Source organism: Conexibacter sp. DBS9H8 (assembly GCF_023330685.1).
In the GTDB taxonomy this organism is placed as follows: domain Bacteria; phylum Actinomycetota; class Thermoleophilia; order Solirubrobacterales; family Solirubrobacteraceae; genus Palsa-465.
Genome location: NZ_CP097128.1, coordinates 123,582 through 135,577, shown reverse-complemented (window position 1 = coordinate 135,577; position 11,996 = coordinate 123,582). Strand labels below are relative to the sequence as shown.

Sequence of the window (11,996 nt, the reverse complement as noted above, 5' to 3'; positions counted from 1 at the left end):
ACGGGCTCTCCTATACTCACGTCTCCCCGCTCGGGGGGCGTAGCTCAGTTGGTTAGAGCGCCGGCCTGTCACGCCGGAGGTCGCGGGTTCGAGTCCCGTCGCTCCCGTTCATGAACTGCCCGCATAGCGGGCAGTTTTTGTTTAGCCGCCCAGATCGACGTGGCCCGTGGGTACCACTCGCGGGTACTAAGCGGACCCGACTGGCGCCCGTATCGGCAGACGCTCGGGGCTGGGAGCGACGAGCGCCCCGTCGCCGAAGCGGTGGTGAGTCCAGCGTCTCTCCAGAGGCAGGAGCGATCGCCAGGTGAAAACGATGGCTTGCACTGGCCCCGGCGCGATCGTTCTCAGCCGGGATGCTCGCCTTCCCTGCAAAGGAGGGCCCGTCGACGCCGGTGGCAGGCCGCGCGGAACGCAAGCAGTGACGCCTCCTCGGAGACGTGGTCCGCGCCTACAGTCGGTTCACGTTCTTCGCCGCGACATCGTCGGCGTCGTCAATTGCTGTGGTGCGTGTGGTTGGCCCGAGCTACGGTGTTGCGTCAAATGGAAGAGTGCTTCATCTGCTCGAAGCACCGGCGGATGGCAGAACTGCCCGGTGGGATGCTCCTCGCCGACGAGCACTGTCTCGTTTCGCATCTACCCCTGGTCCTGCCGCAGGGGCCGCGGGAATCGGTGTACCTCGGCTACTTAATGGTCGAGCCCCGCCGGCACATCGCCGAACTCGGCGACCTGTCGCCTCCTGAAGCCAGCTCGCTGGGGCGCCTTGCGGCCTCGGCCAGCTCGGCGCTGCGGAGTGCCACGGGCGCCGAGCACATCTACGCGGCCATCATCGGCCACGGTGTCGAGCACCTCCATCTCCATCTAATCCCCCGCTACCCGGGAACGCCTCGCGAGTACTGGCGGACACGAGTCGACGAGTGGCCGGAGGGGCCGCGCGGTGACGCCGCGCGCATTGACGAGCTCGCTGACGCGATCCGCGCGGCGGCGCCCTCTGAATGACAACAGTTCAACACGATGCCCGTGGCAACACGAATGCGGGGATCGACCGGCACCGTGGCGACGAACCCGCTGTTCGCCAATCTCGAGACTCGCGATGCCCGATCCGGGTGTCGGCGAGCCGGACCGACCGGACCTATCCGATCGTCGCCGAAGACGTCCTGTGTCAACCTCGTTTCTTTCGAAGGGGCAGGGCGGTGTCAGCTGCGCGTCGCGGCGGTGGTGAGGTCTGGTCGCCAGAGACCGGGTCCCGCGAGCAGGCGGGTGGCCGCGACGTCGACGCGTGAGCCTGATGGTCCGGGGATGGTGACGGTGATGTGTCTTTGGAGCGCGCGGTGCTTGGTCGGGTCATAGGGGGTGTGGTTGCGCCAGCATTGCCAGAGCACTCGGCACCAGGCGCGGCCGACGGTCCGGATCGCGCGCGGGTGATCATGGCCGCGTTGTCGGGCCTGGGCGTAGAGGTCCTGGGCCCAGGGATGCCAGTGTCGGCTGCTGTCAGCCAGCCGGCAGAACGCGACGCGCAGCCGCTTGTTGCACGCGCGGCGGAATCCGGCGCCTCTCCATTTGCCCGACTCCATGGCGACCGCGGCTTGGCCGGCGTCGCATGCGAGCGCGTCACGGGTCGGGTAGCGCTCGCGGCAGTCGCCGATCTCTGCCAGCAGCTCCGCTGCCGTGATCACGCTGTTGGGTGATTTGAACAGCGAGAGGAACACGCGCCCGTCTGGATGTGCTCGGAGCTGGCTGCGGATCTCTGACTCAAGCTGCTTGATCTGCGCGTTGAGCGTCCTGATCATACTCACGTAGCTGAGCACCAGCTGGCGGCGGGCGGCGAGCTCAAGCTCACCGATCCGAACGCGCGGGGCTGAGCGAAGCTTGGCCATCAGCGCGGTCGGGCGCTGCCCGCCGGAGTACCGCTCGCGCACCAAGAACGCCTGCATCCGCGCGACCCCGAGACCGCGGGTGTCCTCGTGGCTGGGGTAGCGCTCAAGGAACGCGAGCAAGATCTCGGCGTCCATGTGCGAGAACAGCTGAAGCGGTCCGGGCCAGAACCGGTCCAGCTCTGAGCGCAACTGATTCATCACCCCGGTCCGAGCCGCGACGAGATCCTCGCGCGCCCGGGTCATCGCCCTGATCGCCTTCGTCTGATCAGAGTCCGGCTCAAGCACCCGGAAGCGGTGATGATCGGTGCGAGCAAGCTCGCACAGCACGAACGCGTCGAACCGATCGGACTTCCCGCCCGAGACCCGAAACCGGTCCCGCGCGGCCGCGACCTTGTTCGGATGCAACGCCAACACTTGCAGACCGGCGTCGAGCAGCCGCTCGACCAGCAGCCCGTCCGACCGCTCGATCGCGACCAGCTCGACGTCCATCCGGACCAACGTCCTGCACAGCGAGGTCAGACCCTTCTCATCGTGCGCGTAGGTCGCGCTGAGCAGCTCCTCGCCCGTCTCATCAGCAACGAGCACGTCGTGTGTCTGCGTCGCCCAGTCGATCCCGGCATACCGACATCCCATCTCTCATCCTCCATCGTCGAGTCGCCTTCACAGCGCCTCGACCCGGAGGTACCGTTGCGGGTGCTCATAGACAAGGCCCTCACGTTTGGGGCTACGTCCTGTTGCCGCTCGCGGCACCTCACCACCGTCGGGACGGGCTGGTCTTTGACGGGCCCTCTGACCAGGGCAAGCAATCGTGGCCCTCTCCCGGCAACGGTCGAGGCAACCACAGCTTGTCCTATGAGCAGTGGCGCACTCCACGCCGGCCCGCGGGCAAAAGCGCTCGTCCGAGATGCGAGCTTTCCGCGCCAAGCACGTCTCTCGGCATACGACGTCAGATACTTCAGCGGTCGCGAATGCGGGTCTCGCTGAGCGAGCTATTCCACGTACTGGGCGAGCGCGTCGCGTGCGAGTTCGCTCAGCGTCTTGCCCTCGCGTTCGGCGCGACGCCGAGCTCGCTCCTGAAGCTCAGCGCTCATCCTGAAGGTCACCCTCGGCGAGACACCCTCGTTGAGCGAAGGCCGACCGCGTCGCCGCCCGAGCGACAGGTCATAGCCGTGCTCGGCTTCGGCAGCGAATTCATCCGCGATCTTCTCGGTGAACTTCGTCCCGTGCTTGCTGACCGCGATCACGCGGTCGGGCTCACGCTTGCTCATCGCTGGCTCCTTCTAGGTAGTCGAGGTACTTGCGTCGGATCAGCATCGCGTGGATCACCAAGAACCCCTCGGCGGTCTCGACGGCCATGACCTCAAGCATCCTCCCGTCGGCATCTGGGCCAAGGAACACGACGCGAACATCTCGGTGCGGGCTGTCGTCCGGCGCAGGCTGGTCGATCACGGCGATGGCGTTCCGGATCGCGTACTCGCTTCGTGTGCGGCTGATGCGGTGCTTGGTCGCGGATCGAGCCCATCTGATCTCCACTCAGCAATTATGGCAGACAAAAAGGCGTCCGCTCGTGCTGTCCGCGCGGAGGAGGGCTCGGTCGATGCCCTCGGGCGAGATCCTCGCCGCCGAACGAAAGCAGGACCGCCCGGTGTTGACTGGACCCAACTGGGTGGAGAAGTCACCGCGGCGCTGTATCACGGGCTCCGCGCCTGACCGCACTGCCGGCCGCCGGCCGCCCGAATGTGGCTATCGAGCGAGTTCGGGTGGCAGTGCCTTGGGTCCGTCGGGGTAGAGTTCGGCGAGCTTCTCGGGCGTCATCTCGAGCGTGTTGGCCGCCTCGGCCGGCGCCCCGACAACGAGCCACAGCGCGTCGCTGTCGGTGTCGTTGAAGATCTGACGGACGGTCGGGGGATCGACCGTCACCGCCGACAGTGGCGCCAGCGTGAGGAGCTCGCCCTCGACGCGGATGCGTCCGGTGCCCTCGAGGAGAACATAAAGCTCGGTTTGCTGTTGGTGGCGGTGTTTGGTCGACGCCTGGCCGGGCGTGAGTCGCCAGAGCCGAGCGCCGAAGACTGATGTTCCGAGCTGTTTGGCGAGATCGGTGTTCAGGACGCCCATCTGGTTGGAGGGCCGCCAGAACGCGTCTGCGGCCGGCACGTAGCTATAGGACACGAGCCGCTACGCTAATCCGTAACCTGTTCGGAGTCAATAGGCGGTTATGGACCTTCCTGACGATCTCTCCCTTCCGTTGGATCGCGGCGCGCCGTGGTGGTACTGGCTCGCCGGCCGCCCCGCGCTTGACTTCGTCAATACTCGCCGTGAACGGTGGTGGCGCAACGTCGAGACGCTCGTCACCCCTGACGACCTCGCCGAATGGGTCGTCCAGGCCGGGCTGCTCACCGAGCTGCCACCCGTCGACCGTGAGCTGCTCCTGTCCGCGCTTGACCTGCGCGAGGCGGTCAGCCTGACGACCGACGCGCTTCTCGCGCGAACCGCCGTGGACGATGATGCCCTGCACATCATCGAAGCCTGGCTGCCCGGAGCACACCTCCCCGACCGCCTCAGGGTGCCTCGTGACGGTTCGCAGCCGGTGCTCAGCCCTGGCTTCCCCGCGCATCCGGGGCGCTATGCGCTGGGCCTGATCGCGCGTGATGCCGCGGAGATGCTCGGGACTGAACAGCGCGCGCGCGTACGGATCTGCGCGTCGGATACTTGCAGCGCACGGTTTTATGACCGCTCCCGCAACGGCCAGCGCCGGTGGTGCTCGATGCAGGGCTGCGGCAACGTCGCAAAGGCGCGACGGCACCGGGCCCGCCATGCGAAGTAGCGCCCCGACTTCAGCTGCCAATCCGGGCAGCGAGCAGGACCAAGCCGGGCCCTTGGCGGCGAGGCGATAGCGGTTGAGGCGGTCGAACGCGCCCTTGAAGCGGCGGCCACCCTGCAAGGCGGAGTCCTCGTCGAGATCGATCCCTCCATGTCGCCGCCGCGATCCGCAGCGAACGCCTGTTGCGCCTCGACGGCCACCCGCTGCCTGGCTTCGCGCCGCTGTCACGCTTTTGGCGTGCCGCCGATGGCTGGGTCCGGACCCACGCCAACTATCCGGGGCACCGGGATGCGCTGCTCGGTGCTCTCGCTCGCCGCCGACCCGGACCGGATCGAGGCGGCGATCAGGGCCCTACCCGCCGCTGAAGCCGAGACCCGCGTGTACGAAGCGGGCGGCCTGGCGGTCGCTGTACGCACCGCCACTCAGTGGCGCGAGTTCTCCGGCGACCCTCTTCCCCTCATCGACACCCAGACGATCCCTGGCGCACCGCCACGGCCTGCCACTCGCCCGCGGGTGCTTGATCTCACGCGTGTCATCGCCGCCCCGTTGGCACCCGCATGCTGGGAGCGCTGGGGGCTGACGTGCTCCGGATCGACCTTCCCGGCCGCCCGGAACTCAAGCTGCATCAGTACGACGGGCTGCTCGCCAAGCGCAGCCCCCTCCTCGACCTGGCCGACCCACACCTCCAGGAGCTGCTGGCCCGCGCTGACGTCGTTGTCACAGGCTATCGCCCCGGAGCGCTCGACCGCTTCGGACTCTCACCCAACATGATGGCCGACCGCCATCCTGGCCTGGTCGTTGTGACGCTGTCGGCCTGGGGAAGCACTCCGGGATTCGCTGAGCGCCGCGATTCGCTGAGCGCCGCGGCTTCGACTCACTCGTCCAAGCCGCCACGGGAATCGCCATCTCCTACGGGGACCCCGGCGCGCTGCCCTGCCAACTGCTCGACCACACCACGGGCTATCTCATCGCAGCCACCGCCCTGGAAGGCATCGCCTGCCAGCGCTCAAGCGGGCGGGACGCACATCGCCCACCTCTCCCTCACCGCCACTGCCGAAGACCTCCTACGTCGCGCGCGGGTCGCGGACAGCGACGTCGACCCTGCGCCGTATCTCATCGACCTCGACCCGCACGTCACCGCGGTGGCACCGCCAGGACGCCTCGGCAGCCAACCGCGTCGTTGGCCAGGGCCACCCGCACGCTACGGCCGCGACACCCCCACCTGGCTGCCCGCCAGGGCGTGGTTGTGACCCAAAAGGACTCCGCGCAGGCATCGCGTTCTGCGGAAGTCTGAATGCAGGGCACGTCTCACGGAGTCCGGTTCGTCCCGCATCTCGCCAAAAGCAGGTGCCCCGCGCTCCACGCCGGGCGATCGCATTCACGTTCGCGCTGGCCAGCTCTGCACCAGCGCTTCGGCGACGAATCGCTCGCAGCCGAATTGCTTGGCAACGGCCGCATCGAAGACCAGTCGGCGTAAGCCAGGAGCTGTCGGTCGCGCGCGGATCGAGTGCCGGTCGTCCGGGCCGGCGGGAGTGGTCGCGCGCAGTCGACGTCGAAGGTGAGCAAACAGCAAGGTTGACGCGCGCGGACTTGCTGGCCGCGGATCGAGCATCCAGCTCGATGACACCTGTCGCGCGCGGAGATGTTGGGCTGGCGACGCGGGCCGCTGCCCCCAGCCACCCAGACGGTGCGTGGCCCGAGCGCTGATGCCACCGAGGCAGGGTCGACTCGGGTATCGACCAGGGTGCCGACAGAGCTCACCGTTTCAGCTGCAGTTCGTCGGGTTTGTTGCTGACCCCGGTCGCACTCCATGCACCCGGGGTCAGCAACAAACCATGGTCACGGACGGACTGAGATCCATCGGCACCCTGGTGTGGGGACGTGGTCCAGATCGAAAGGATCAGACATGCGAGGAGGGGCACTGGAGGGATGGTTGATGGCAGCGGCTGGTTGGTGGTGGACGAACACCCAACCGCACATAGCGGCGGCCGGGTGAGCTGTCGTGGGCTAGGAGACGGCGACAAGGCGGACGTCGACGCCGAGCGCCCGAGCGAGGGCGCCGAGCGTGGCCGTCGTCGGGTTCGCCTGCGCGCGTTCGATGCGGCTGATCTCGGCCTGGTCGATGCCGGAGAGCTCGGCGAGCTGCTTCTGGGTGAGGTGACGCTCGCGCCGGCGCTCACTGAGCTGGCGCGCCAAGGAGTAGTGCAGGCGCAGCGCCTCGAGCTCGGCGACGGCCTCGGGGCCCTCGGCCTGGGCCTCGGCCTCAACCTCGGCCATGAAGTCATTGAAGGAGGTGCTCATCTCAAGTCAGATCGGCTGAAACAGATATGGACGTTAGCCCATATTGCTCCGCCGGCGGAAGGAAGTCGGCAAGGCGGGATCGTGCGATCTCGATCTCCCGCTGCTGCCGGCGCGGGCTTGGGTCGGCGCCCTTGTCGTAGCCGCCCAGGAGCAGGATGAGCCGGTCGCCATGGGCGTGGCAGAAGACCCGCAGGAGGATTCGCTCTCCGGCCGGCTCGACCCGGAACGGTTTGCCGACGATCTTCAGGATCTCCGCCGCGTCATGGCGCAGGCGGACCTCGAAGAGGCCCCCGCCGAGCTGCTTGCCGTAGCCACGCTGGCAGACGCCGATTCCCTCGACCTGGAGGATCTCGGCCATGGCGACGCCGAGCGCGCGGGGTTGAAAGGGCGACAGCTCCTCACGCAGCCAGCGCAGCACAGGTTCATCGCCAGCCTCGTCGGTGTAGAACTCGAGCGCGTATCTGGGCGGCGTGTCGCTCACGCGTCGCTGCTCAGCGACCGCTCGACCGGATCTGCGGGCACCTCGTCGCCGGCGAAGGCCCGCGTGAGCCGTGCGGCGTCTCCGCGCCGCGGACGGGCGTGAAGGTAGCGCTCGGTCGTGCTCAGCTTGGTGTGGCCCATGAACTCCTTGACGGTCGCCGGGTCGAACTCCCGGATCACAAGCGTCCCGAAGCTGTGACGCAGGTCGTGGAAGCGCAGCTTGCGCACGCCGGTCGCCTCCTGCGTGCGCGCGTAGCGGCGACGCAGCGCCGAGGGATCGAGCGGGTCACCGACGTCCCCGCAGAACACCGGATCGTCACGGCCGATGAAGCGCCCACGCGCGGCAAGACGACCGAGCGCCGCGGCGGCCTGATCGGCGAGAGGCACGGCTCGCCAGCGGCGGGACTTCGTCGAGCGCAGCTCCCCGGCCGAGTAGGCGGACTCGACGAGCAGGCGTGCGTCGCCGACGCTCACGTGGCGCCAGCGCAGGGCGAGCAGCTCTCCGAGTCGGAGACCGGTGAACGCAGCGACGATGTAGAGGCAGGCGTCCTGCTCATCAGCCCACGCACGGTCGAGCTGCTCGGACTCCGAGGCCGCGGGCCGGGAGGAATCGCGGTGCAAGCCGGCTCGCGCTGCGCGGGCCAGCGCCATGACCTCCTCGGGGGAGTAGGTGTCGATCGGCTTGGGATCAGACTCCCGGCGCTTGGGCGTGCCGTGCACCGGGTTCTCGGCGATGCCGTACTCGCCGTCGGCGATGGCGTACTCGAACACCGAGGCGACGACCTGGCGGTGCTTGTTCACCGTCCGTGGCGAGATGTCCTCGCGATCCAGCGACTCGAGCCACTGCTTGATCTCGATCGTCGTGATCTCACCGAGCGGCCGCCGGCTGAAGGCGCGATCGATCCGGCCGACCGGAGCGCGGCCGCGCTTGCGCGGAACGCCGTCGGCAGGGGCGAGCATGTAGCAGTAGTCCGAGAGTGTCGACGGCTTCGCGCCGACGACGTGCTCGAGATGGGCGAGCCAGGCCGTGGCCGCCTCGGCGAACGTGATCGCGCGGGTCGGCGCCGGGCGCGCAAGCTTGGCCGCGTGCTCCTGGATCGCCGCGTCGAGGAGCACGATCGCCGTCCGCTCGTCGAGGTACCCGTCCGCGGGACGGCCCGCCGCTTCTTCCAGCCCTCGCCGTCGCGCACGACCCAGGCCGGACCGAGCCGCTTCTTCACCTGGCGGCGGGTCGGATCGCGCCACTTGCCGTAGTAGACCGGCCCGCCGTCACGCTCGACGATGAGGACGTTGCCGGTCGGTCGCGCGGTCAGGTCATCTCAGGAGCACTCTAAACCCACCTCCGTTCGCGGGTACCACCGCGGGTACCAGACCAATACGAGACAAGTCTCAAAAAGCCCCCATAGATACGGGAGATTCCCAGTATCTACGGGAGTGTGATCCCTCGCAGACGGCTTGGCACGCCGGCGGTCGCGGGTTCGAGTCCCGTCGCTCCCGTTCAAAAACTGTCCGCACCGTGGACAGTTCGTTCAAGCAGTCGGCGAGATTCCGATTCGGTACGGACTGCGGGTACGAATCGGACTCCCGCGGCCCCGCGTCCCCGCGTCCGCGGGGCCGCTCGTTTCGGCTGGCTGGGTTGAGGACCAGCCACGTGGTGACGTGCCCCGATCGCTTCGCCATCATCGACGTTTGGAAGATGATCGGCCCGACGGCTTGATCGCCAACCCGGCTCGGTTCGGCTCCTCAGCTGATGTGGCGGCGGCTGAGATGCCGGTCAGGGGGCCTCGCGCTGCACGTGCCGTCTGGAATTGCCAGGACCTTCGTGGGGGGGCATCCATCCTTGGGACGGCTTATGGATGAGCCACCCGTCGGCGATCATGATCGCGGCATGAACCGGACGTCCGTCCCGGTCGCGCCAAACCAAGACGGTCGCTGGCTCGTCGTCCATGCCGCCCGGTTGGGTCCACTCGGCGAGGCCGTTCTCGAGCACCGTTACCCGCAGGTGATGATGAGCGATTACGTGAACGTGAGGCGTGAGGACGGTCTCTCCATCGGCCCGTGGATCCGCACCCATCAGCGCCTGGGTGCGGTGATCCTCAAAACCCGCACCGAACTCGATGGTCCTCGCCGGCACGGCCGCCGAGTGGGAGCAAAGGGCGGAGATGGCCGTGCGGGTCTCCGGTGTCCACGTGGTGGCGGATGCCCTCAACCTCGTCGGGGGCGACCGGGAGCAGGACCGTGCCGTCCATCGTGAGGAGAACCTCTGGATGCGTCACCGGTAGCGCCGCGTCCGGACGCTCTGAGCGGGAGACAGGTCACGGCCTGTCCGTTCGTGCCGCAGTTCATTTCGGGTCCGCCATGGTCGCCGGTGCGGGTCGCGCCGCAGGGTCACTCTTCGCGTCAGCCGGCTCGCCGGCATGCAGAGCGGCCTCGGCCTCGGCCTGGGTCACGTAGGCGTGGAGATGGGTGATCTGCCCATCGCGGACCTCGGCGACGAGGAACCGCTCGGGGGGACCGCTCTCATCATCTCGGACCCGGCGCACGTGCGCGAGGACCCGATCACCGACCTCGACGAACGCGCGGACCGACACGTCTCGGCGCGCCAACAGCCCGGTCCGGATCCGCTCGAGCGACGCGTCGCGTCCGGCACAACGCGGGATCGCATCCTGCCCGTCCGGGAGTCCCCGCCAGTCGATCGCCTCTGCGAGCAGACCGCCGAGCTCGTCAAACCGGCCCGCCGCCGCGGCGGTGAACGCGACGGTCACCGTCCGCATCGCCGCTCCCGAGGGGTCCGCCGAGGCCATGCCCGCGATGGCACGGTCTCGCGTCGTCGCTGCCTCGGCCGCTGCCTCGGCCGCTGCCTCGGCCTCGGCCAGAACCCGTTGGGCCTCGGGTTGGTCGTGGTGCTCGGCCCACCCGGCCGGGGTCGCGTGGTGGGCCCGATCGTGCACGGTCGGGTCCGCCCCGTGAGCGAGGAGCAGGTCGATGACGGCGAGGTTGCCGCGCATCGCGGCCTCGTGCAACGGTGTGGTCTGCGAGCGCGCGTTGGGGTCGAACCCCAACGCGAGGAGTTGCGCCACCGCGTCACGGCGGTTCTGCTCGGCGGCGCGAACGAGCTGAACGGGGTAGCGTTCGAGCGCACGCTCGCGGCAGCCGGGCTTCGCCGCCAGGAGCCGTTCCACCGCGGGGCGGTCGCCAGCCATCGCGGCGGCAATCAGGGCGTCAACGGCATCGTGCTCCCAGGTCGCGCCGGCGTCGACGAGGAGCGCAACGATGTCCATGTGCCCGTTGAGCGCCGCCTGTTGCACGGGTGAGCGGCCGCCGTAGATCGGGTGCGTGATCCGAGCACCGTCGGGATCGACGCCACGGGCGAGCAGCCGCCGAACGCGTTCGGTGTGTCCGCGTGTCGCCGCGGCGATCAGCAGATCCTCGAGCATCTTGGTCGGCGAATCCTGGCGGTCACCGAACCGGCGCCGCCACGGACCGCCGTCGCCGCGGCCGAGCCCGAATGCGAACAGCAGTTCAAGCCACTCCTCATCTGCGCTCTCGTCCCCGCCCTCGTTGTAGATCGCCTGAGCATCATTGGGGTCGGCACCGAACTCGAGCAGCAGGCGCGCGAGTGCGAGTCCCTCCGGATGCTTTGGGAGTCTGCCGCCGCCACCCAGCGCCCCGGTCAGGGCGGTGAACGGGGGAAGCAGCCCCTCCCACAGGTAGCCGGCGTTCGGATCCGCTCCCTGTTCGAGCAACAGCCGCGCGACCCCGACACTCGAGCAGCCCGAGCACAGCGGCACCCGCGAGTAGGTCAGATACAGCAGTGGCTCCCACGCGAACGGGCCGCCGACCAGGGATGCCTGGGAGGGATCATCGGCCAGCCATGCGCGAGCGGCCTCGACCTCGCCGGTCACCGCGATCGTGTGGATGCTCGCGCATGCCAACCCCTCGTGCGCGAACAGCAGGGCCGTCGCCTGCCGGAACCGGTCGGGGTCATCGTCGCCGTAGGTGAGGCAGGCGAGCCTCAGGAACGCGTCGACGGGGGCTCCGTCATCACAGGCCGATGCCGCGGCGTGTGCGTGGTGGGGGGAACGCACGTAACGGGCGACCAGTTCGAGGTGGGCCTTCAGTCTGGGCCAGCTGGGGAATCCGAACTGCCGGGCGACGACGAGTTGGGCGTCGGCGCGGGTGAAGCCCGCCAGCTCAGCAGAGCCGGGCGCCGCGGCGCCGAGCCGCGGATGGAACTCGTTGACGATGCGCGCGGCGCCCGGGTCGCCGGCACGGACGGCGCGCTGAAAGGACTTGGCGCCGTTCCTGAGTTGCTCGAGGTTGGCGTTGCCGGGAAGACCGCGGGGTGGCACAGGTGCCTCCTTTCATCAGGGCCCGGAGTCCGCAATCGCAGGCCGGAAAGGAGAGCCGACCAGACTGATGACCGTCGTGTGCAGGTGGGCTTTGCCCTTTCCGCGGACCGGTCGCGTCCTGCGCGCGAACGACGATCATAACCCGTGGCGCGCCGAGCGTCCGGGGAT

General features: G+C 68.6%; 12 protein-coding genes and 2 tRNA genes. 5 read left to right on the top strand and 9 right to left on the bottom strand.

Features of this window, described 5'->3' with window-relative positions; genetic code table 11:
* Window positions 1-33 precede the first annotated feature (33 nt).
* Together M3M55_RS00645 and M3M55_RS00640 are read left to right on the top strand one after the other, a co-directional pair.
* Window positions 34-107, top strand: a tRNA-Asp gene (locus tag M3M55_RS00645).
* Window positions 108-540: 433 nt separating this feature from the next.
* Window positions 541-996 carry an HIT family protein gene (locus tag M3M55_RS00640; protein WP_249010893.1) on the top strand — a complete coding sequence of 152 codons (456 nt, stop codon included), beginning with the start codon at window positions 541-543 and terminating at the stop codon, window positions 994-996.
* Window positions 997-1,193: 197 nt separating this feature from the next.
* Here M3M55_RS00640 and M3M55_RS00635 read toward each other — a convergent pair whose 3' ends face one another.
* From M3M55_RS00635 to M3M55_RS00620, 4 genes are all read right to left on the bottom strand, one after another.
* A complete protein-coding gene (locus tag M3M55_RS00635) occupies window positions 1,194-2,507 on the bottom strand; it encodes an IS110 family transposase (protein WP_249010892.1) in 1,314 nt (437 codons plus the stop codon).
* Between the two features lie 356 nt (window positions 2,508-2,863).
* Window positions 2,864-3,142, bottom strand: coding sequence for a hypothetical protein (locus tag M3M55_RS00630; protein ID WP_249010891.1), 279 nt, complete (start codon window positions 3,140-3,142; stop codon window positions 2,864-2,866).
* Window positions 3,129-3,407 (bottom strand): hypothetical protein, encoded by a 279-nt coding sequence (locus tag M3M55_RS00625; protein ID WP_249010890.1) that lies wholly within the window; start codon window positions 3,405-3,407, stop codon window positions 3,129-3,131. The genes M3M55_RS00630 and M3M55_RS00625 overlap by 14 nt, the downstream gene beginning before the upstream one ends.
* Before the next feature lie 210 nt (window positions 3,408-3,617).
* Window positions 3,618-4,043, bottom strand: coding sequence for a cupin domain-containing protein (locus M3M55_RS00620; protein WP_249010889.1), 426 nt, complete (start codon window positions 4,041-4,043; stop codon window positions 3,618-3,620).
* A gap of 46 nt (window positions 4,044-4,089) precedes the next feature.
* On the opposite strand from M3M55_RS00620, the gene M3M55_RS00615 reads away from it, so the two are divergent.
* Together M3M55_RS00615 and M3M55_RS00610 are read left to right on the top strand one after the other, a co-directional pair.
* On the top strand, window positions 4,090-4,698 hold the full coding sequence (locus tag M3M55_RS00615) for an ABATE domain-containing protein (protein WP_249010888.1): 609 nt from the start codon (window positions 4,090-4,092) through the stop codon (window positions 4,696-4,698).
* A 554-nt stretch (window positions 4,699-5,252) separates the two neighbouring features.
* The gene (locus tag M3M55_RS00610; protein ID WP_249010887.1) at window positions 5,253-5,945 is read left to right on the top strand and encodes a CoA transferase; all 693 of its coding nucleotides are present in this window, start codon (window positions 5,253-5,255) and stop codon (window positions 5,943-5,945) included.
* Between the two features lie 757 nt (window positions 5,946-6,702).
* Here the strand turns inward: M3M55_RS00610 and M3M55_RS00605 are convergent.
* From M3M55_RS00605 to M3M55_RS00595, 3 genes are read right to left on the bottom strand one after another with little or no spacing between them, the layout of a single operon-like run.
* On the bottom strand, window positions 6,703-6,996 hold the full coding sequence (locus M3M55_RS00605) for a helix-turn-helix domain-containing protein (RefSeq protein WP_249010886.1): 294 nt from the start codon (window positions 6,994-6,996) through the stop codon (window positions 6,703-6,705).
* Between the two features lies 1 nt (window position 6,997).
* On the bottom strand, window positions 6,998-7,477 hold the full coding sequence (locus tag M3M55_RS00600) for a type II toxin-antitoxin system RelE/ParE family toxin (protein WP_249010885.1): 480 nt from the start codon (window positions 7,475-7,477) through the stop codon (window positions 6,998-7,000).
* Window positions 7,474-8,592, bottom strand: coding sequence for a tyrosine-type recombinase/integrase (locus M3M55_RS00595; protein ID WP_249010884.1), 1,119 nt, complete (start codon window positions 8,590-8,592; stop codon window positions 7,474-7,476). Before M3M55_RS00595 ends, M3M55_RS00600 begins: the two co-directional genes overlap by 4 nt.
* A gap of 314 nt (window positions 8,593-8,906) precedes the next feature.
* On the opposite strand from M3M55_RS00595, the gene M3M55_RS00590 reads away from it, so the two are divergent.
* A tRNA-OTHER gene (locus M3M55_RS00590) sits at window positions 8,907-8,973 on the top strand.
* Window positions 8,974-9,250: 277 nt separating this feature from the next.
* Here the strand turns inward: M3M55_RS00590 and M3M55_RS00585 are convergent.
* Window positions 9,251-9,610 (bottom strand): hypothetical protein, encoded by a 360-nt coding sequence (locus M3M55_RS00585; protein ID WP_249010883.1) that lies wholly within the window; start codon window positions 9,608-9,610, stop codon window positions 9,251-9,253.
* Between the two features lie 208 nt (window positions 9,611-9,818).
* Window positions 9,819-11,828 carry an ankyrin repeat domain-containing protein gene (locus tag M3M55_RS00580; protein WP_249010882.1) on the bottom strand — a complete coding sequence of 670 codons (2,010 nt, stop codon included), beginning with the start codon at window positions 11,826-11,828 and terminating at the stop codon, window positions 9,819-9,821.
* Window positions 11,829-11,996 lie beyond the last annotated feature (168 nt).